The organism is Streptomyces sp. NPDC058691 (assembly GCF_042714775.1).
In the GTDB taxonomy this organism is placed as follows: domain Bacteria; phylum Actinomycetota; class Actinomycetes; order Streptomycetales; family Streptomycetaceae; genus Actinacidiphila.
This window is the reverse complement of the sequence record NZ_JBHXSO010000027.1, coordinates 14832-33934: the sequence shown is the minus strand read 5'-3', so window position 1 is coordinate 33934 and position 19103 is coordinate 14832. Positions and strand designations below refer to the sequence as shown.

Here is a 19103-nt window from a genome sequence, read left to right as displayed (position 1 = left end):
CGACCCGGGGCGGTCGGTCAGGCCGAGAAGGTGTGCCGGTACTCCGTCGGGGAGGTGCCGAGAATGCGCTGGAAGTGCAGCCGCAGGTTCGCGCCGGTGCCGAGCCCGACACGGCCGGCGATCTGCTCCACGCCCAGGTCGGTGCGTTCGAGCAGCTCGCGGGCCAGGTCCACCCGCGCCCGGAGCACCCATTGCATCGGCGTGTAGCCGGTGTCCTCCACGAACCGGCGCGAGAAAGTACGCGCCGACACCCGTGCGTTGCGGGCGAGCGTCTCGATGGTCAGCGGCTCCGAGAGGTGCCCGAGCGCCCACTCGCGGGTGCTCGCGAACAGGTCGCCGAGCGGTTCGGGCACGCTCCGGGGAACGTACTGCGCCTGCCCTCCGCTGCGGTACGGCGCCGCCACCAGCCGTCTGGCCACGTGGTTGGAGAGCGCGACCCCGTGATCGCGCCGCACCAGGTGCAGGCACAGGTCGATGCCGGATGCCGCGCCCGCCGATGTGAGGACGTCGCCCTCGTCCACGAACAGCACGTTCTCGTCGACCCGCACCTGCGGATGCCTCTCGGCGAGGACCTTCGTGTAGTGCCAGTGGGTCGTCGCCCGTTTGCCGTCCAGCAGGCCCGTCGCCGCCAGCGCGAACGCGCCCGTCGAGATGGCCGCGAGCCGGGCCCCCCGCGCGTGGGCGGCCTTGAGCGCGCCCACGACCGCTGCCGGCGGATGGGTGGTCGCCGGCTCCCGGTAGCCGGGGATGAAGACGGTGTCGGCGTGCGCCAAGGCCTCGAGGCCCTCGGCGACGTGGTACGACAGCCCGTCGCCGCCGGTCACCGGGCCCGGCGCCGCGCCGCACACCCGCACCTCGTAGGGCATGCTCGGCCGGCTGGAGAACACCTGGGCGGGGATGCCGACGTCGAGCGGCTTCGCCCCTTCGAGTACGAGCACGGCGACGTGGTGGTTCCTGCGGCTCATCGCGCCTCCCTCGACGCCCCGGGCTCGAAGCGGCATCCGCTCGCACTCCGTGACGTGAATGACCTCTACCGCAAGCATCCTGCCATCGGCGGGGAGCGCCGCGCACCGTGCGTTCCCGGACTCCGGAATGGTGCGTGGACGCCCCCGAATCAGTCTGCCGTACAGTGTGTCCGACAGGCTGTATGGCAAGCTGTACGTGTACCCCGCGGAATCGGCTCCGGCATGGGGGGCGTGTATTTCGGCTGCCCCGCAACGTTCCTGTGCGCCCTTTTCGGGAAGCGGTGAGGGCCGCCTTGGTAATCGAAGCCGTATGAGGGAGTCGCCGGTGAAACAAATGTGAGAGCCAGGCGCTCGGCGACGTTTGCCCGGGTCTTCGTGCCCGGGCACCGAGCGCCTCCGTTGGCCATCACCGGGGAGTGACCAACCCTGATCGCGCATCCACTTCACTGAGAAAGAGAACCAGAGCATGTCACCCATAACGACCCCCTTCGGCCCGCGCGCCTCCGCAGCCGAGGTCCTGTCAGGCGTGAACCTGTCGGGACGACGTGTGATCGTCACCGGCGGTGCCTCAGGGCTTGGTGCCGAAACCGTCCGAGCCCTTGCCGGTGCCGGTGCCCACGTCACCATCGCGACCCGGAATCCCGACCTCGCGAAGGCGATCACAGGCGAGTTCGCCCATGTCGACGTCGCGGCGCTCGACCTCGCCGACCTGGCATCGGTGCGCGCGTTCTGTGACGGGTGGGACGGTCCGCTGGACGCGCTCGTCGCCAACGCGGCCATCATGGCCCTGCCCACACACCAGAGGAGCGCGCAGGGCTGGGAGTTGCAGCTCGCGACCAACTACCTGGGGCACTTCGCCCTGGTCACCGGCCTGCGGCCGGCGCTCCGCGCGGCCCGGCGGTCGCGCGTGGTCCTGCTCAGCTCCAGTGCTCATCTCCAAGGCGGCTTCGATTTCGAAGACCTTCATTTCGAACGGCGGCCCTATGAGCCGTTCGTGGCGTACGCGCAGTCGAAGGCGGCGGACGTTCTGCTCGCTGTCGGGATCAGCCGCCGGTGGGCGGAGGACGGCATCAGCGCGAATGCCTGCGCTCCCGGATTCATTCACACCAATCTGGCGCGCCACCTTGCCGCCGAGTTCATGCAGGCCTCGGGTGTCATGGACGCCGACGGCAATCTGATCACTCCGGGCTACTTCAAGACGCCGGAACAGGGAGCCGCCACCTCCACGCTGCTTGCCGCGTCGCCGCTGCTGGAGGGCGTGACCGGACGCTACTTCGAGGACAACCAGGAATCGGCCGTCGTGCGGGCAGGCTCCGGGACCCCTATGGGCGTGGCCGAGTGGGCTGTGGACCCTGCCGCAGCGGATCGCCTGTGGGATTACGCCCTCCCGATCGTGCGGGAGGCGCTCTCGCCGTCCTCCAAGTAACAGCGCGCGCGGCCTTCGCGCCGACCCTGCGTCCGATCGGGGCGTGAGTCGGCGCGAAGACCGTTCGTGGACCTCTTGTGCCTCCGGTGCGATTTCCCCCCTGATATCCTGTGCGCGGGACCGGGTGTCACGGGCCTTCTCACCCGGGCAGTTGTTCTCGCTGTTCGTTCGGCAGGTGGAACGGCGGCGTCGAATACACATAGGATTCGCGCATGCCGTCGATCACTCGCACATCCTCCGATTTCGAAGAAAATCGCGCCAAAGTGGAGTCCGCCGTCTATGACGCGGTCAGGTCGCTGCTCGACGGGGGGATGAAGTACACCGAGATCAGTGTGCAAAAGATCATCAGCGAAGCGGGTATCGCGCGCTCGACGTTCTACGCACACTTCCGGGACAAGTCCGATCTGCTCGCCCGTCTCGGTAGTTCCCTCAACAAGCGCTTCTTCGACGAGGCGAGTTCCGATGCCGCCGAGATCTGGGACGCGGTGGCGTCGCCGGACGGTCTGCACAGCATCGCCAGGCTGCTGGAGGGCGGAATCGCGAGGCACCGGAAGCATTTCTCGGTACTGTCCGCCATCAGTGAGACGGCGGCGTACGACGCGGCGGTGCGCAATTTCTACACGTCCGACCTCGAGGCATTCGAGACCAGAGTCGTCAGGGATCTGGAGCAACGCCGGAGCAACGGGATGACGGACAGCCACCTGGACCCGGTTCTGGCCGGCCGGATCATCGTCTGGGGAGGGGAGCAGGCGATCGCTCACCATATCGCCACGGAGGATCAGGGCCGGGACGCGGCCTTCGCCCTGGAGTTGGCATCCATGTGGTGGTACGGCGCCTACAACCGGCGGATCACGGAAAGCCGTTGACCGCCTGACGGACATCGGGGCCCGTGCGGAAGAAGTCCCGGTGCCGGTCGTCTCAGGTGGGCGGTTCGGTCACCACCGGTTCCAGTGGGAGAATTCCTCGGGATCCGCTCGGGGACCCTGCTTGAACTCCGTGCCGATCGTGTACGCGACCGGAGTGAGAGCGACCTGCACCACCGTGTCGTACGGAATGCCGAGCAGCTCGGCCATCTCACGCTCGTAACTGAGGTGGCTCGTGGTCCAGGCGGTGCCCAGCCCCCGCTCCCGGGCCGCGAGCATGAAGCTCCAGAACGCCGGAATGACGGAACCCCAGGCTCCGGCCTGACCGCGTACGGTGCCGAGTTCGCCCCTGTCGGCCACACGCAGACAGGGGATGAGGAGCACAGGGACCTCGTGAAGATGGTCCACGAGATGGCCGAGGCTCCCCGCGATGCGCGTCCACTCGGCCGATTCGAAGGCCATGCGTGTGGGTTCGAGGCCCACCACCCCCGGGGTCGCCGGTTCCGACAGCCCGCGCCGCCACAATTCGGCGACGGCGGCTCTCATGCGCCGGTCCTCGACGAAGACGAAGTCCCAACGCTGCCTGTTGCGACCGCTGGGCGCCTGGCGGGCGACACGGACACAGTCCTCGATCACGTCACGGGGAACGGGCCGTTGAAGGTCCAGCCGGCGGCGCACGGCGCGCGTGGTGGTGAGGACCTCGTCCGCCGTGAGGCCGAGATGGTGCCGGCTGGGGTGAGCAGAGCCATCCGCAGAAGTCATGGTGATGTCCAGGGGCAGATCGGGGGGTGGGCCGGGCGTCCTGCACCGCGCTCAGGGGCGCCGCAGGACCACACGTTTCGCCCGCGGGGTCTCGACGTGGACACCCTTGCCCGCGAAGGCGTTTCGGAAGTCGTCCCTGCTCTCGGTGAGATGGGCCCAGTCCTCCGTGTGGAGTCCCACGACCGTGTCACTCGCCAGGATGTGGGCGGCCCGAGCGGCGTCGGCGGAGGAGAGCGTGAGGTCTCCCTCGGCGACGGGCAGACGGGCGGCGCCGGCGAACAGGAGCGCGATCTCGATCCTCCCGAAGCGCTGGACGATCGTCTCGACGTACAGCAGCGAGGCGTTGTCCCCGCTGATGTAGAGGGTGGGTGCGCCGGCGGCCTGGAGGACGAATCCGTTCACAGGGCCCCGGCCCTCGGATCCGGGCGGGCCGTGCAGCGCGGGGACGGCGGTGACGGTGACGTCACCGAGGAGCCGGGACTGCCACGGTTCAAGACCCTCCACGGTGCCGCCGAGATCCTGCGCGGCCTTGGTGGTGCTGATCGTCAGGGGCAGTTCCCGCAGGAGTGCGGCACCGCGGATGTCGAGGTTGTCCCCGTGGTGGTGGTGCGAGAGCAGCGCCGCGTCCACCGTTCCGAGGTCGGCCGGTGCGATGCCCGGGCCATGGGTCTTCGTGTGCGTAACGCCGTTGCGGGGCTCGTAGGTCCGGGGCTCGTCGAAGGTGGGATCGGTGAGAAAGCGCAGGCCTCCGTACTCGAGGAGTGCGGTGGGGCCACCGATGTAGGTGAGGGCGATCTCGTTCTCGTGCATCAGGATGCTTCCTGGTCGTGTGCGTGGACGGCGGTCCCGCGGCGGACTCCGGACGGAGGGCGCCGGAAGGCCGTGCCTGCGGGAGCCGTCGGCGAGCCGCCGCGGCCGCAGCCCTGACTTCGGTCAGTACTGATTCCGGTCGGTCAGCGGGTGGTCTGTGCGAGGTCGGGAAGCGACAACCCGAAGGTGGCCACGACCCCTCGGAGCACACCGGGGAACAACTCTTCGAGGTCGTCGTGGCGCAGCTCGTGCTGCCGAAAGCTTCCACGGCGCTCGACGCGGATCACTCCGGCTTCGCGCAGCACCTTCAGGTGATGGGACAGCGTCGACATGCTCACCTGCTCCAGTGCGTCGAACTGCCCGCACACCACGCCACCCGACGCGGCCAGCTGGCGTACCACGTCGAGCCGGACGGGGTCCGACAGGGCGGCAAGCACGGTCGTCAGGGTGATCGAGTCGCGGGTGGGGTGGTTCAGGCCTCGCATCACCCCACACTACAACGATTTTAGAATTTGACAATCCTCGAAATCATGCGAGGGTTGCGACCACGGCCGAGGCGGGCGGCTCACCCCCCCCCGAGGTCGATTCACACGCCGGGATCACGTCCCGCCGGCCGGGCACGCCCCCGCGCGGCGCGTGGCCGGCTTCGGAGTCCTCATGCGGACATCAACCGAGGAAAGAAGGAGTCAGCGTGCCGGGAGTGCTCGACGGCCGTGTCGCCGTCATCACCGGAGGAACCACGGGCATCGGACTCGCCACGGCCGAGCGGTTCGTGGCCGAAGGAGCGGCCGTCGTCCTCGTCGGCCGCCGACAGCAGGTGCTCGACGACGCCGTCGCGCGACTCGGCGGAAAAGCGCTGGGAGTCCGGGCCGACGTCGCACGTCCAGCCGATCTGGACAGCCTGTACGAGCAGGTGGCCGAGAGGCATGGCCGCATCGACGTCCTGTTCGCGAACGCGGCGATAGCCGAGGGCGCAGGCTTGGGTTCGCTGACCGAGGATCATGTCGACCGCCATCTCGACATCAATCTCAGAGGGCTGATCTTCACCGTGGAGAAGGCTCTGCCTCTGCTGGCAGAGGGCGGAACCATTGTGGTGACCTCATCCGTCGACGAGGCCAAGGGCGGCTCGGGACGCAGCGTGTACGCGGCCACCAAGGCGGCGGGCCGAAATCTCGTTCGCTCCTGGATGCAGGAGCTGGCTCCGCGCAAGATCCGGGTGAACGCCGTCAGCCCCGGTGTCACCGAGACTCCGGGCCTCGCGCGGCTCGTCGGCGGGGGAGACGTCGAGGAGTTCTTCGCCATGCTTGCGACCGCGATGCCCGGTGGGCGCAATGTCATGCCCAGGGAAGTGGCGGCGGCCGTCACCTTCCTTGCCTCGGACGACGCGAGCGGGATCAACGGGGTGAACCTGCCGGTCGACCACGGGCAGGCTCAGGTCTGATCCCCGAAGACGTGTCCGCCGCCGGGCGGACCTGTTCGGAACAGCACCGCGGGCCCTGCCCGGGAGGAGCAGGGCCCGCGGTTGTGTCGTGCGATCAGCCGGCCAGTGGGCGTCGACCGGCGTCACCAGGTGATGCTCAGCAGGTGATGGTGCCCTTGCGGAGCGCATGACCGCTGGTGTTGCTGTCGTCGGCCCAGTAGACGGGCTTGGAGCCCGAGACGCACTCACCGGCCGGGGCCACCGAGAAGCCCTCGTTGTTGATGTTGGCCATGCCGCTGGGACGGTTGTAGACCGCCGTCGTGGCGAAGGCCCCGGAGGTGTTGATCCCCATGGTCCGGTGCTGGCCGCTGCAGGTGTCGTCGCAGACGACCCACAAGCGGGAGGCCTGCGGCTCCCACTGCAGGTCCATGACGCCGGCCATCCCGCTGCTGACGGACGCCACGCGGGTGAAGGTGCCCGCGTCCTGGAGGACGTAGCCGTAGATCATGCCGGTGCCCTCGACACCGACGAAGAACACCCCGCCCGAGTGCGCGGCGAACCGGTTCGGGTCGTAGGCCGCGCCGGTCGACTCGTCCTTGAACCCGGAGGCGGTCAGAGTGGCGTCCGGGACCCAGGTGATCGCCTCGAAGCCGAGATTGGAACCGACGGAGGGCAGACCGGAGGTCAGGTTCCACTCCTTCGTTGCGGTCAGCGACGTGGCCGTGCCACTGACGTCGTAGCGGAGAACGGAGAGGCGGCTCGTGCCGGACGAGTCGCCGTTGCGCTCGCTCGCGACGAACACGCCGCCCGTGGAACCGGCGCCGGTGACGGTGACGCCCTCGCTGTCAGGGGTGCCGGAGCCACCCGGGAAGCGGAGCGTCTTGCCGGAGGTCCAGCCGTTCGCGGTGTCGGGCTTCCAGCCGCCGGAGCCGTTCGGGACCAGTCGCCACAGCTTCCCGGAGTTCTGGGCTCCCCACAGGACGCCGCCCTCCTGGTACAGACCGCTCAGGTCCGAACCGAATACGTTCGAGGCGTCGGCGGTGGCCACCGAGCCGCTGCCCGGCCAGGCCACCGGAGAGGTGCCGCCGCCCCCGCCGGTGCCGCAGTCGTTAGCGGCGCCGAGGGTCAGTTCGGCCTCACCGAACGCGCCGGTGCCGTTGGGGCAGCGCGACCACGACGGATCGGAGTGGTCGTCCCAGCTGAAGCTGTCGACCAGCGTGCTGCCGTCGGCGAGGTACAGGCGCGCCTGGTCGTCGGAGCCCAGGCCGAACGCGTCGTGCACGTCGAAGGCGCGGAACCCGCCGGGTGCCAGTGTCGTCCCGGACGCGATCTTGTACTTCGAGCTCTTGTTGTCGTCCTTGAGGATCCAGCCCGAGATGTCGACGGTGCCGGTGCCCTTGTTGTACAGCTCGATCGAGTCGTTGACGTCTCCGGTGGTCACGACCTCGTTGATCCGGATGTCGTCGGCGGGGGCCGCGTGGGCGGGGGAGGCGACCAGTGTGCCGGCCACCATCGCCGGGCCGGCGAGGCCGACGAGGAGGCGGCGCAGGTTGCGGCGTCGCCGGGGCGTACGTGATGCGATCACGAAGTCCGTCCTGGGGTCGTTCTGACAGGCCGGAGTGAGACTTCCGACGGGGACCGAACGGGCGCCGTCCGAGAGACGAGTGCCTTGTGAACGGTGGGACAACTGGCGTGCGGGATGGCGGTATTGGGGTCCGCACGGCCGGGCGCGACCGTTGCGTGGGGGGCCGCGGCGCCCGCCTCAGAGGGGTTCGTGTGTCCCGCCCCCACTCTCCGTCAGGCCCGGGCGGTGGGCGCCGGGGCCGGTGCGCCGGTTGGCTCATCCGAGTGGCCCGGAGCCGCCCTGCTCCCAAGACTGATCGCAGCAGATCAAGAACCTCCGGGTCCGCCTCTGCGGGCGCCCCCTCACCGACTTCAGGGAGAACCCATGGGCCTCAAGCATCCGAGGGCCGGCCGGGCCGCGGGCCCGTTCGCCGTCCTCGCGGCCTGTGCCCTCGTCCTCGCGAGCGCGCCCGGCGCACTGCCGGAAACCCGGTCCACGGGGGCGGGTGCTCCGTCCGGCTGCGTCGCCACGCCGGCCGAGTACAAGGCCGCTTGGGACGCCCGGCAAGTCCGCTGCGTCTCGCCGTCGTTGTTCGCCACCACCCACGCCCGCGGCGACACCACGCTGTACGCCCCAGGCTTCTGGTACGCGTGGGCAGGATCCAACACGAATCTCGAGCGCTATCTGAAGCTGCGCAAGCTGTACGGAAACCGCCCGGAGAAGGTCGGCATCGGCATCCTGTCGTACGTCGGATACCCGGGCCTGGAAACCTGGTCCACCGAGACCGATCTCGAGGTCTACACGCTGCCGCCCGGCGTCCGGGCCCAGGTGCCGGCCTTCGAGACGTGGTTCCGCCTGCTCGACGAGGAGTTCGGCAATACGGGGGCGTACCCGCTCCGGGGCCAGGTCCAGCTCGCCTACGACTACTCCCGGCTCGCCCCTCGCGAGGACGTCGTCGGCGCGTTCCAGACCGTGACCGGCTGCCGCAGGTCCGCACTGCTCGACGGCAAGGACTTCTCGGCGAGGATCGGATGCAACCGCTCCTTCCTCGACGCGATCGCCGCCGCCGGACCCTCTCCGTACGACACCGGTGAGTCCAAGTCCTGCTTCCGGAACTTCGCCGAGCGGTACCGGGGCCCCGGGAACGCCGCCGCCCTGCGCGGCGTGCTCTACCAGTGCCAGGACGCGGGATTCCTCAACACCGGGGTCGGGATCGGCTACAACACCTACGCGAACCCCTTCGTCTGCAGGCCCGCGTGGAAGCAGTCGGTACAGCAGAGGTACACCGGACGGGAGTTCATCGTCCCGAACGCGAGGTTCGACCAGCTGCCGAGCGCCGTCGAGATCAGGCTGGACATCGGACAGCCCTCCCAGCGACGCTTCCTGCACAACGGATACTGCTGAGCCCGGCGGCGAGGGGATGGTTCGCATGTCGTACCCGAAGCAGGTGTACTTCGGCGACGGAGGCGAGGTCAACGCGCACTTCCTGCCGGCCGACCCCGCGCCGGATGTCGGTGAAACGGGGCGCGGCATGGCCATCCGCTACCTCGCGTCGACCGACCTCACACACGGTGAGTTCGGCCTCTACCGGGTCATGCTGGCGGCGAAGTCGGGTGGCCCCAAGACGCACTACCACCGGACCATCTCGGAGTCCTTCTTCATCCTCAACGGAACGGTTCGGCTGTTCAACGGAGAGGCGTGGGTCGACGCGCGGGAGGGTGACTTCCTCCACGTTCCGCAGGGCGGGCTGCACGCCTTCCGCAACGACTCCGACACCCCGGCCGAGATGCTGCTGCTCTTCACGCCGGGCGCACCGCGTGAGGAGTTCTTCGAGAAGGTGTCGAAGCTGGGCGACGCGACGGAGGGGGAGCGCGCCGAGTTCTTCGACCGGCACGACCAGTATTTCGTCGACTGAGGTACGTGCTCAGGCCGGTTGGCGGACCTCGTGCTTCCAGAAGCCTGTGAAGGTGATGCGGTCTTTGGGGAGGCCGGCGCGGTGCAGGTGTCTGCGGCCCTTGGTGGAGAGGCCGGATTCGCCGACGATGAAGGCGTAGGCGGCGGTGTCGACGGTGGTGTGCCTGCGGAGTTCGCCGAGTGCGGCGTGGCCGGGTACGGCGTGCGCGTCGTCGCGGACGACCCAGGTGACGGTCATCGCGGCCGGGGCGTCGAGGTCGCGCCGGTCGCCTGCGGTGGGGACTTCCTGGATGAGCCGGCCGACGGTGTGGCGGGGGAGGGAGCGCAGGATCCCGGTGATCGCGGGCAGCCCGCTCTCGTCGGCCACGACGATCACCTCGGACGCGTCTTCCGGGCAGTCGAACGTGATGCCCTGGTCGAGCATGGCCAGTTCGTCGCCGGGGCGGGCGGCGCAGGCCCAGATCGCGGCGCGGCCTTCGACCTCACCGGTCGGCAGGCGGTGGACGACGAAGTCGATGTCCATTTCGGCGGCTTCGGGGCGGTGGCCGGCCACGGTGTAGTTCGCGCAGTGCGGACGTTCGACCTCGGGGATGGCGAGATACGGGTACCACCACCGGGCGCCGGTGAACTCCGGCATGCGCAGGGTGGATTGGTGGGGCAGTGTGATGAAGAGGCGGAACCAGTGGTCGTAGCCCATCCACGGGAACTCGGCGAGATCCGGGCCGGTGGCGGTCACGCGGTGGATGGAGGGGGAGATCCGCTCGGTGCGGACGACCTCGGCGCGGAACAGCCGGGGGTTCTTCGGTGGGAGCCGCGGGATCTTCGCCATGAGGGAAGGCTAGCCTAAGTTCATTCCCGGGCCCATGGCCCCGCGCCCCGAACGATGCCGGCCCCGCATCGCGGTGATCGTGACACCGCGATGCGAGGCGGGAATGACGCCGCGGTCAGCGGGTGATGGCCTTGGTCTCCAGGAACTCCTCAAGGCCGGCCCGGCCCATCTCGCGTCCGTTGCCCGACTGCTTGTAGCCGCCGAAGGGCGCCAGGAAGTTGTGCTGCGCCCCGTTGACGTCGACCTGGCCCGCGCGGATGCGGCGGGCGACGGCCAGCGCGTGCTCGGGCTCGCCCGCGACCGAGGCGCTGAGGCCGTAGATGGTGCTGTTGGCGATCGTCACGGCGTGATCGTCGTCGGTGTACGGGATGACGACGAGGACCGGGCCGAAGATCTCCTCCTGCGCGATGACCGAATCCGGGTCGACGTGTCCGAAGACGGTCGGCCTGACGTAGGCGCCGGTCTCCAGACCCTCCGGGCGCCCCGGCCCGCCGAACACCAGGGTGGCACCGTCGGCGATGCCGCGCTCTATGTAGGCCTCCACGCGCTGCCGTTGGAGCTCGGAGGCCAGCGGGCCGATCCGGGTGCTCTCGTCGGCGGGATCACCCACCGTGTATGCGGCGGCGGCCTCGCGCAGCAACTCGACGACTTCGTCGTGCAGTTCCGCCGGAACGAGCATGCGGGTCCAGGCGCCGCACGCCTGACCCGCGTTGCTCCAGGCGTAGCCGAGGCCGCGGAGGACGGCGCCCTTGACGTCGGCGTCCGGAAGGATGATGTGGGCCGCCTTGCCTCCGAGTTCCAGGGCGACGCGCTTGACGGTTCCGGAGGCGACGGCCGACAAGCGCTTTCCGGCCGCCGTGGAGCCGGTGAAGGACACCATGTCGATGCCGGCGTGCGAGGCGATGGCCTCACCGACGACGGGTCCCGTGCCGTGCACGACGTTGAGGACACCCGGGGGAAGGCCGGCCCCGGCGGCGATCTCCGCGAAGATCATGGCTGTGAGCGGCGCGATCTCGGAGGGCTTGAGCACCACGCTGTTGCCCGCCAGCAGCGCGGGGACCACCTTGGTGACCAGCTGCTGCAGCGGGAAGTTCCAGGGAGTGATGGCGCCCACCACGCCGATCGGCTCCCGCACGATCAGGGAGTTGGCGATCTCCTCCGTCCAGGGGAAGTCCTCAGCGACGGTGATGCTCGCGGTGGTCGCGACGACCGGGAACGCGGCCTGCGCCATGCGCGAGAACGAGATCGGAACGCCGATCTCGGCCGTGATCGTCGCCGCGATCTCCTCGGTGCGTGCCTGCATGCCCTCGGCCACACGCTTGAGCACTGCCGCACGTTCCTCGGGCGCCGTGGCCGCCCATCCGGGGAAGGCCGCCGTGGCGGCCTCCACCGCGCGGTCGACGTCCTCGGGGGTGCCCTGCGGGACCGTCGCGACGACCGCGCCGGTGGCGGGGTCGACCACGTCGAGGAACGGTCCGTCCGTGGGCACGGCACGTCCGTCGATCCAGTGGGCGGGAGCGGGGAAGGGGTGTTGCGTCGAGTCGTTCATACGCCTCAGGAAACAGGGACGCATGATCGGCAACCAGGGACGACCTGTCCCGTGACGGCCGCCACACCTCGGGGGTTCGAACCTGTGGCGCGCGATGCGTGCCCTGTCCTACGGGCCGACCCGTCCGAGCCGCAGGTCCCGGTGGAGGAAGTACGCCGTACCCGCGACGACCGTCCCGCAGACGGCGGGCACGAGTGGCCACGGCAGGCCCGTCCACACGGTGATCAGACCGACGACGACGCAGGCGGCCGCCGAGACGATGAGCAGCCACTTGCCGAACGGGCGCCAGGTGAAGGGTCCGGGGTCGCGCGGCCTCGCCAGACGCACCGCACCGAAGGTCAGACCCAGCGCCGCCAGCAGCCCCGCCAACGTGCCGGCGGCGGCTGTCGCCTGGAGTTCGTCGCGAGGGGCGTCGCTGGAGTTCTGCCGACCGTCTCTGTCGGCGATCACCACGACGACGCCGCGCCAGACGGTGCCGGTGACCCGGTCCCCCCGCTGAAGCTCGCTCAGGACCGGCCCCCCGTTGCCGAAGTACACGGTCGTTCTCGGGAAGGGCTCCGGACCGAGCAGGGTCGCCTTCTTGTCCTTGGCGGCGTTCCGGGTGCTCTCGACGGTGAAGGCGACCTTCCGCAGGCAGTCCTCCCACCTCGGTATCTCGGTGCGGGCCGGGCACGTGTCGGCCGCCTGGTACTCCCGGTACCGGGTGCGCTGGTCGGGCAGCACGGTACTGAAGAGGAAGTGGCAGATCAGCGCGGCGGCCAGGGACGAAACGACCAGCACCGCCCCCACCAGCAGACTCCGGCCGACCTTCGCCGCGGGCGGCGGCGGTCCGTCCGCCCCCTGGACGGCGCCGATTCTCGTCGTGGTCATCGCTCGTCTCCCCCGCCGTTCCACACCGAAATCCGAAGGACACCAGTCTCTTGCGGCGGTGATCAAGAGGCAAGGAGGCTTCCTGTGGCCCGCGTTGGCACCCACGCCCTCGCGGGCGGGGCGGGGCGGGGCGGGGCGGGGCGGGGCGGGGCGGGGCGTGGCGGAGCGGGATGCGCGGAGCGTCCTCAGCGGACGACGTCGAAGACCTGCTTCTGCACGCCGTTGCTGTAGACCTCGTGCTCGACCGGCTTCAGCTTCTGCGTGTCCTTGTCCGTGGTGCTGAACAGGCGCTTGCCGGCGCCGAGCAGCAGCGGGTAGACGAGCAGGTGGTAGCGGTCGATCAGGCCCGCGTCCGAGAGGCCGTGGTTCAGGGTGGCGCTGCCGTGGACGATGATCGGGCCGCCGTCGGACTCCTTGAGCGCGGCGACCTCGTCGAGGGAGCGCAGGATGGTGGTCTCGCCCCAGTCGGAGACCAGCCGGTCCTCGGTGAGGGTGGTCGAGACGACGTACTTCGGCAGCGTCTTGTAGTGCGCGAACTCCTCCATGGCCGGCCAGACCGTGCTGAACGCCTCGTAGCTGACCCGGCCCATCAGGATCGCGGTTGACTCCAGTTGTTCCCGTCCCTTGATCTCGAACGCCTCGGGGACGAACGCGACCTCCTTGAAGGTCCATCCGGAGTTCCGGTAGCCGGGCTCGCCGCCGGGCGCCTCCACGACGCCGTCGAGCGAGATGAAAGCCGTGCTGATGACAGTGCGCATGAGTCGGTTTCCTCGGTGTCCTGGAGGTGTGTGGTGTGACCGTTCCGTTCCGGTCCCAGGATGCGACCGACAAAAATAATTGTCAAGGATGGGGAAGTTGTCGGTAGCGGGGGTGCGCATGCGACAGCCCCCGGCGCTCAGCGGTGCGGACCGCTGGGCGCCGAGGGCTGCGCGGGGGGTACAGGTGGTTCAGGGGGGAGGGGTCAGGCGCAGCGCACCAGGGAAAGGTGCCCGAGCGAATCCCGGTGGATCTGGTGCACCTCCACGCCCCTGCCTCTGATGAGGGCCCCGTCCCGGGCGGCACGCTCCGGCGCGCTGTTGGCGCGGACCAGTGCCAGGTACACCGCGTGGTCGGCGTCGAACGCCTCGTCCACGATGTAGAACAGCCAGATGTCGCGCGGGCCCGGGGTCCGGGTCTGCAACCCCACGAGCCACTTGTCGTGGTCGTGGGTGGGTTCGCGGGTCTGTGTGCGGTCCGCCTGAGGGGAAGGGCCCTCACCGAAGGCGTGGCACGGGGTACGAGACCCTGCCTCGACGTCGGGGCTGTTCGCGAAGGTGTCCAGGGGAAGGTCGCGTCCGGTCATCTCCAGCAGCATGGCCTCTCATCTCCCTTCTGAATCCAGCGACCGCACCGGGGTGATGAACTCCCATCCGGGTGTGCCGAGATCGTATGTTTTGTCCCCTATCCTGTAGACCGGATGGCGCGGCCGTCCGTGACATCGGACACGGCCGATCGGGCAAAGGCGTTCACACGTTCCCAACGTCGTGTGATGACACCCGCGTCGGGGAAAGCGCCGCCCGCGGCTCAGGAGCGCGGAATGCCCCGGGCCCCTGTGGTGGCGGAGCCGGCGTCCGAGGCCGCCGAGGCCGGCAATCCGCGAACGGCGTCACCGGTTGTGTGACGCCTGTTGCGTGTGAATTCACCTGAGGTCACCTGAGGTGAGCCGAGCCGGCTGAGGCCAGGCGTTCGCGCCCGCGCCCGCCACATGGTCAGGCCGAGGGGCCTTCGCCGGCCGGTGCGTCGTCCACGTCGTCCAGGAGGGAGCCGTCGCGGAGTTCGATGACGCGGTCGGCGAGGGCGAGGAGCCCGGGGTCGTGGGTGGCGACGAGGGCGGCGACGCCCTCGCTGCGCACGACGGCGCGCAGGAGCTCCATGACGGCACGACCGGTGTCGGCGTCGAGCTGGCCGGTCGGTTCGTCGGCGATGATCAGGGCCGGCCGGTTGGCCAGGGCGCGGGCGATGGCCACGCGCTGCTGCTGGCCGCCGGAGAGCTCTCCGGGGCGCTGGGCGGCGTGCCCTTCCAGGCCGACGAGGGTGAGCAGGAGGTCGACGCGTTCCTCACGTTCGGTGCGGTCGGCCTTGCGCAGCCGCAGCGGAACCCCGACGTTCTCGGCGGCGGTGAGGATCGGCAGCAGGCCGAAGGACTGGAAGACGAAGCCGATGCGGTCCCGGCGCAGGGCGAGCAGTTCGCGTTCGCCGAGCCCGGCGAGTTCGGTGCCGTCGATGCGGACGGTGCCGGAGTCCGGCCGGTCCAGCCCGCCGATGAGATTGAGCAGCGTCGTCTTGCCGGACCCCGAACGCCCCTTCAGGGCGACGAGTTCGCCACGCGCCACGCTGAACGACACACCCCGCACCGCGTGCACGGCCGTGTCCCCGCTGCCGTAGGTGCGCACCAGGTCCTCGACGACGACCATCGCGTCGGAAACCGTGCCGCCCCCGGCCGGCTCTCCCTGTCGGTCCAGCAGTCCGCTACTCATGGCGGTCACCCTATTCAAGAGCTCACAAGGGCAGCTACAGCGTGACTGCATATCGCAACGTGATGATGGGCACAGTGGGATTTCACGGCAATCATTGGCAAGAGTGCGTTCCAATGAGATGATCACCCCGCATCCGAACGGACTGCTGGGGCGTCGCTCGTTACGCGCGCTGCGACTTGTGGCCGTACCGTCCGGATCTCCGCAGCAACCACACTGCCGGCGCAGTGAACGGAGCCGAAGTCGCTTCCGCGGTTGCGGAAGACAAGGGTTGGGGACAGTTGCCGAGGTTTGTACTGCTGCGGCTGCGCGCCCACCGGCTGCTCCTTGGCGCCGCCTTGCTGTCCATCGTGCTGACGACGTGCACGGTGGCGGCGCTAGCGGCCTTCGGTGCGTCGGTCGGTGACGCGGGACTGCGGCGCGCGCTGCAGGACCCGTCGTCCGGCCGGACGCTCGTCGAGGTGACCAAGGACGCCAAGGGCGACGACCGTCCGGACGTGGACGACGCGGTAAGCAAGGCCGTCACCGGCGCGTTCGACGGGTTGCCGGTGACCGTGGCCAGGAGCACCCGTTCCGGCGCATACGGTCTACCGCCGAGCCTGCGGCCACCGGGCGCGCCGGACTCGGGCAACCCGGATTTGACCGTGCTCGCCACGCTGGACCCGTCGCGGGTGACGGTCGTCTCCGGTGCCCTTCCCGGGCCACCACCGGGGGAGGGGCCCGTTCCGGTGGCCCTGCCCGAGTCGGCGGCCGCCGCGCTGAAGTTGCGGCCGGGCGACGGGGTCACGCTGGCCGACCGGCTCGGCGGCGGGACCTTGAAGGTGCGGCTCACCGGTACCTACCGGCCGACCGACCCGGAGTCCTCCTACTGGCGGCTGGACCCGCTGGCCGGCCGGGGGACGCAGACCCTGTCGTTCACCACGTACGGGCCGATGCTCGTCGATCCGGCCGCCTTTGCGCCGGGCCGTGTTCCGGCGGCCGAGGTCGTCTGGCAAGGACGCGCGGATTTCGCCACCATCACCACGGCGCGCATGGACGGTCTCGGTGCGGGCGTCCGGCAGGCGGTGACGCGCATTGGCCATCTGGGGCCGGACGGCGAGGTCGTGGCGACCAGCGAGCTGCCGGATCTGCTGGACGAACTGAACCGGACCCTGTTCGTGAGCCGTTCCACGCTGCTCGTCGTCGCGCTGCAACTGGGGCTGCTGGCCGGGCTGGCGCTGTTCCTGGTCTCCGGACTGCTGGCGGCCGAACGCTCAGGGGAGACCGCGTGGCTGCGTGCCCGCGGAGGCTCCCGCGCCCGTGTCGCCGGGCTCGCCACGACCGAGGCGCTTCTCCTCGCGGTGCCCGCCGCCGTTGCGGCGCCGCTGCTGGCCGGAGCGATGGTGCGCCAGTTGGCCGCGCACGGGGCCTTGGCCCGCGCCGGGGTGACGCTGAACACGGCCTCTTCCGACGTCTGGTGGGTGGCCGTTCTGACCGCGGCCGTCTGCGCCTTCATCGTGCTGGCACCGTCGCTGAGGCGCCCAGGGTCGTACGCGGGTGAGCAGGCGGCAGGCGACGGCCGGCGGGCGCTGCCCGGCCCAGTGCGCGCCGGGGCCGACATCGGCCTGCTGGTCGTGGCAGTCCTGGCGTTCTGGCAGCTCTCCCGCCGAGCCGGCGGATCGGGCGTGCTCACGGCTGACAGCGGCGGGGCCCTGGGTGTGGATCCGGTCCTGGTGGTCGCGCCGGCGTTGTGCCTGCTCGCGGGCGCCGTGCTCACCCTGCGCCTGCTGCCTGTGGCCGCCCGGATCGGCGAGCGGCGCGCGGCCAGGGTCCGGGGTCTGGCGGCGGCGCTGGCCGGCTGGCAGCTCTCCCGGCGGGCCGGACGCGGGACCACGCCCGCGCTGTTGCTGGTCTTCGCCATGTCGATCAGCATCTTCGCCATCGGGGAGAGCGCGAGCTGGACGCGTTCGCAGAGCGACCAGGCGGACTTCGCGGTGGGCGCGGACGTCCGCGTGACCGGGACGTCCACCCCGCCCTTCGGACAGGGCGGGGTGTACGACGGCATACGCGGTGTCACCGCTGTGACGCCCGCGGGCCGTTCGTCGGTGCCGCTTCCCGGGGACCGCGAGGCGACCGTGCTCGCCGTGGACGCCGGGACGGCGGCCGGTGTGATGCGGCTGCGCGAGGATCTGGCGGACAGACCTCTGGCGACCGTACTGCGGAGCCTGCGGCCAGAGCGGGAGGCCCATGCCGGAGCACAAGGGTTCGTGCTGCCCAGGGACGCGGCCCGGCTTCGGATGACCATGAGCTTGGAGGCCGTGGACGGCTATGGGCGAGCGACCACGAGCAGCCGCACCGACCGCATATCGGCGACTTTCGTCGACCGCTACGGAACGCCTTACACCTTTGCGCTGGGCGACCTTCCCGCGGACGGACGGCGGCACGTGCTGGAGGCGGACTTCGCCGGTGAGGCCGGCCGGGCACCCGGCACCGGACCGGCCGGACCGCTGCGCCTCAACGGTCTCGAGGCCGACTTCCTCCTACCCGGCGAGAACGAGCACCACCGGCTCTCGCTCACGACACTGACCGCCGTGGCCGCGGACGGAGCCACGAAGGCGGTGCCCGTGCCCGACGGTGCTGCGTGGAGTGCCCGCACACGGACCGAGGCACCCGACGCCGACGACACGGCAGGCAGCCCGACAACGTGGGCGCAGACGCCGCGCTCCGATCACCGCACTCCCTTGACCGTGGGCTACGACACCGGGTCGCTGGCCTACGCGGACGATTTTCCGAACGGATCCAACGGTGCCACGGTGGGTCTGAGCGCCGGCAGCGCGTTCAAGGGCGATGTGCCCGCGGTGGTCACCGACGCGTTCCTGCGGGCGGTCGACGCACGCGTGGGCGACGAGGTGAGCGTCGATGTGCGGGGTGTGAAACTGACCGTCCGCATCGCCGGAGCGCTACGGGCGCTGCCCACCACCGGCGCGGTGTCGGCCGACACCGACGGCGGTGCGCTCCTGCTGGACCTGCGGACGGTGAACCGCGCGCTGGCCGCCCGCGACCAGGGCGCGTGGCAGCCGGGCGAGTGGTGGATCGCGACCGATCCGGGCGCCGGTTCCCGTGTGGCGTCCGGACTGCGGGCCCGTGGCGACATCACCTCGGTCCTGGCCCGCGACGAGGAACGGGCCGAGCTGCGGAGCGACCCGCTCGGCGCAGGTCCCCTGTCGGCGTTGCCCGCCGCGGTGGTGGCGGCGACGGTGCTGGCGGCCGTCGGCTTCGCGGTGGCGGCGATCGGTGCGATGCGGGAGCGGGCGGAGGAGACCGCCATCCTGGCCGCGCTGGGTGCGCCGCGGCGTTCGCTGGCCCGGGTGGTGGCTGCCGAGCAGGGTCTGCTGGTGCTGGTCGCGGTCGCGGTGGGGACGGTGCTGGGCGCCGTACTGACCCGGCTGGTGGTGCCGCTGATCGTCCTGACCTCAGGGGCGGACAGTCCGGTGCCGTCGGTGCGGGTGGAGTTGCCGTCCGGGTCGGTCCTTCAACTGCTGGCCGTCGTGGCCGTGGTGCCGCTGCTGGTGGTGGCGCTGATGGCGCTGAGGTCGACCGACACGGTCCAGGCGCTGCGTCGTCAAGGAGGGGAGTGAC

Annotated in this window: 17 protein-coding genes; 6 read left to right on the top strand and 11 right to left on the bottom strand. The window is 70.3% G+C overall.

Annotation, left to right across the window (positions count from 1 at the left end; all coding sequences use genetic code 11):
• Nucleotides 1-17: 17 nt before the first annotated feature.
• Nucleotides 18-965, bottom strand: coding sequence for a GlxA family transcriptional regulator (locus ACFWVC_RS20355; protein ID WP_384287513.1), 948 nt, complete (start codon nt 963-965; stop codon nt 18-20).
• A 466-nt stretch (nt 966-1431) separates the two neighbouring features.
• Between ACFWVC_RS20355 and ACFWVC_RS20350 the strand changes: the two genes are divergently transcribed.
• Together ACFWVC_RS20350 and ACFWVC_RS20345 are read left to right on the top strand one after the other, a co-directional pair.
• Nucleotides 1432-2391: an SDR family NAD(P)-dependent oxidoreductase gene (locus ACFWVC_RS20350; RefSeq protein WP_384287511.1), complete on the top strand. Its 960-nt coding sequence runs from the start codon at nt 1432-1434 to the stop codon at nt 2389-2391.
• A gap of 212 nt (nt 2392-2603) precedes the next feature.
• Nucleotides 2604-3257 carry a TetR/AcrR family transcriptional regulator gene (locus ACFWVC_RS20345; protein WP_384287509.1) on the top strand — a complete coding sequence of 218 codons (654 nt, stop codon included), beginning with the start codon at nt 2604-2606 and terminating at the stop codon, nt 3255-3257.
• A gap of 69 nt (nt 3258-3326) precedes the next feature.
• Here the strand turns inward: ACFWVC_RS20345 and ACFWVC_RS20340 are convergent, their stop codons facing one another.
• The 3 genes from ACFWVC_RS20340 to ACFWVC_RS20330 form a co-directional block, all read right to left on the bottom strand.
• On the bottom strand, nt 3327-4016 hold the full coding sequence (locus tag ACFWVC_RS20340) for a nitroreductase family protein (RefSeq protein WP_384287506.1): 690 nt from the start codon (nt 4014-4016) through the stop codon (nt 3327-3329).
• Nucleotides 4017-4067: 51 nt separating this feature from the next.
• A complete protein-coding gene (locus ACFWVC_RS20335) occupies nt 4068-4826 on the bottom strand; it encodes an MBL fold metallo-hydrolase (protein ID WP_384287503.1) in 759 nt (252 codons plus the stop codon).
• A gap of 143 nt (nt 4827-4969) precedes the next feature.
• A complete protein-coding gene (locus ACFWVC_RS20330; RefSeq protein WP_384287501.1) occupies nt 4970-5311 on the bottom strand; it encodes an ArsR/SmtB family transcription factor in 342 nt (113 codons plus the stop codon).
• Nucleotides 5312-5517: 206 nt separating this feature from the next.
• Here ACFWVC_RS20330 and ACFWVC_RS20325 point away from each other — a divergent pair, with 206 nt between their 5' ends.
• Nucleotides 5518-6267, top strand: coding sequence for an SDR family NAD(P)-dependent oxidoreductase (locus ACFWVC_RS20325; protein WP_384287498.1), 750 nt, complete (start codon nt 5518-5520; stop codon nt 6265-6267).
• 136 nt (nt 6268-6403) lie between these two features.
• On the opposite strand, the gene ACFWVC_RS20320 is transcribed toward ACFWVC_RS20325, so the two are convergent.
• Nucleotides 6404-7759, bottom strand: a complete 1356-nt coding sequence (locus tag ACFWVC_RS20320; protein WP_384287714.1) for a lamin tail domain-containing protein — start codon at nt 7757-7759, stop codon at nt 6404-6406.
• Nucleotides 7760-8194: 435 nt separating this feature from the next.
• Between ACFWVC_RS20320 and ACFWVC_RS20315 the strand changes: the two genes are divergently transcribed.
• Nucleotides 8195-9214 (top strand): hypothetical protein, encoded by a 1020-nt coding sequence (locus ACFWVC_RS20315; protein WP_384287496.1) that lies wholly within the window; start codon nt 8195-8197, stop codon nt 9212-9214.
• Between the two features lie 25 nt (nt 9215-9239).
• Entirely contained in the window at nt 9240-9725 is a 486-nt protein-coding gene (locus ACFWVC_RS20310; RefSeq protein WP_384287494.1) for a cupin domain-containing protein, read from the top strand.
• Between the two features lie 9 nt (nt 9726-9734).
• Here the strand turns inward: ACFWVC_RS20310 and ACFWVC_RS20305 are convergent, their stop codons facing one another.
• The 6 genes from ACFWVC_RS20305 to ACFWVC_RS20280 form a co-directional block, all read right to left on the bottom strand.
• The gene (locus ACFWVC_RS20305; protein ID WP_384287492.1) at nt 9735-10553 is read right to left on the bottom strand and encodes a siderophore-interacting protein; all 819 of its coding nucleotides are present in this window, start codon (nt 10551-10553) and stop codon (nt 9735-9737) included.
• Between the two features lie 115 nt (nt 10554-10668).
• Entirely contained in the window at nt 10669-12102 is a 1434-nt protein-coding gene (locus tag ACFWVC_RS20300; RefSeq protein WP_384287490.1) for an aldehyde dehydrogenase family protein, read from the bottom strand.
• Between the two features lie 108 nt (nt 12103-12210).
• Nucleotides 12211-12972, bottom strand: a complete 762-nt coding sequence (locus ACFWVC_RS20295; protein ID WP_384287488.1) for a hypothetical protein — start codon at nt 12970-12972, stop codon at nt 12211-12213.
• A gap of 185 nt (nt 12973-13157) precedes the next feature.
• Nucleotides 13158-13730, bottom strand: coding sequence for a dihydrofolate reductase family protein (locus ACFWVC_RS20290; protein WP_384287485.1), 573 nt, complete (start codon nt 13728-13730; stop codon nt 13158-13160).
• Between the two features lie 203 nt (nt 13731-13933).
• Entirely contained in the window at nt 13934-14326 is a 393-nt protein-coding gene (locus ACFWVC_RS20285; RefSeq protein WP_384287483.1) for a hypothetical protein, read from the bottom strand.
• Nucleotides 14327-14720: 394 nt separating this feature from the next.
• On the bottom strand, nt 14721-15425 hold the full coding sequence (locus tag ACFWVC_RS20280) for an ABC transporter ATP-binding protein (protein ID WP_384287712.1): 705 nt from the start codon (nt 15423-15425) through the stop codon (nt 14721-14723).
• A 341-nt stretch (nt 15426-15766) separates the two neighbouring features.
• On the opposite strand from ACFWVC_RS20280, the gene ACFWVC_RS20275 reads away from it, so the two are divergent.
• Nucleotides 15767-19102: an FtsX-like permease family protein gene (locus ACFWVC_RS20275; RefSeq protein WP_384287481.1), complete on the top strand. Its 3336-nt coding sequence runs from the start codon at nt 15767-15769 to the stop codon at nt 19100-19102.
• Nucleotide 19103: the final 1 nt, after the last annotated feature.

Excerpts from the sequence above, each read along its gene's own strand:
- ACFWVC_RS20355 (WP_384287513.1), bottom strand. The coding sequence starts at position 965 with ATGAGCCGCAGGAACCACCACGTCGCCGTGCTCGTACTCGAAGGGGCG.
- ACFWVC_RS20350 (WP_384287511.1), top strand. The coding sequence starts at position 1,432 with ATGTCACCCATAACGACCCCCTTCGGCCCGCGCGCCTCCGCAGCCGAG.
- ACFWVC_RS20345 (WP_384287509.1), top strand. The coding sequence starts at position 2,604 with ATGCCGTCGATCACTCGCACATCCTCCGATTTCGAAGAAAATCGCGCC.
- ACFWVC_RS20340 (WP_384287506.1), bottom strand. The coding sequence starts at position 4,016 with ATGACTTCTGCGGATGGCTCTGCTCACCCCAGCCGGCACCATCTCGGC.
- ACFWVC_RS20335 (WP_384287503.1), bottom strand. The coding sequence starts at position 4,826 with ATGCACGAGAACGAGATCGCCCTCACCTACATCGGTGGCCCCACCGCA.
- ACFWVC_RS20330 (WP_384287501.1), bottom strand. The coding sequence starts at position 5,311 with ATGCGAGGCCTGAACCACCCCACCCGCGACTCGATCACCCTGACGACC.
- ACFWVC_RS20320 (WP_384287714.1), bottom strand. The coding sequence starts at position 7,759 with ATGGTGGCCGGCACACTGGTCGCCTCCCCCGCCCACGCGGCCCCCGCC.
- ACFWVC_RS20315 (WP_384287496.1), top strand. The coding sequence starts at position 8,195 with ATGGGCCTCAAGCATCCGAGGGCCGGCCGGGCCGCGGGCCCGTTCGCC.
- ACFWVC_RS20310 (WP_384287494.1), top strand. The coding sequence starts at position 9,240 with ATGTCGTACCCGAAGCAGGTGTACTTCGGCGACGGAGGCGAGGTCAAC.
- ACFWVC_RS20305 (WP_384287492.1), bottom strand. The coding sequence starts at position 10,553 with ATGGCGAAGATCCCGCGGCTCCCACCGAAGAACCCCCGGCTGTTCCGC.
- ACFWVC_RS20300 (WP_384287490.1), bottom strand. The coding sequence starts at position 12,102 with ATGAACGACTCGACGCAACACCCCTTCCCCGCTCCCGCCCACTGGATC.
- ACFWVC_RS20295 (WP_384287488.1), bottom strand. The coding sequence starts at position 12,972 with ATGACCACGACGAGAATCGGCGCCGTCCAGGGGGCGGACGGACCGCCG.
- ACFWVC_RS20290 (WP_384287485.1), bottom strand. The coding sequence starts at position 13,730 with ATGCGCACTGTCATCAGCACGGCTTTCATCTCGCTCGACGGCGTCGTG.
- ACFWVC_RS20285 (WP_384287483.1), bottom strand. The coding sequence starts at position 14,326 with ATGCTGCTGGAGATGACCGGACGCGACCTTCCCCTGGACACCTTCGCG.
- ACFWVC_RS20280 (WP_384287712.1), bottom strand. The coding sequence starts at position 15,425 with ATGGTCGTCGTCGAGGACCTGGTGCGCACCTACGGCAGCGGGGACACG.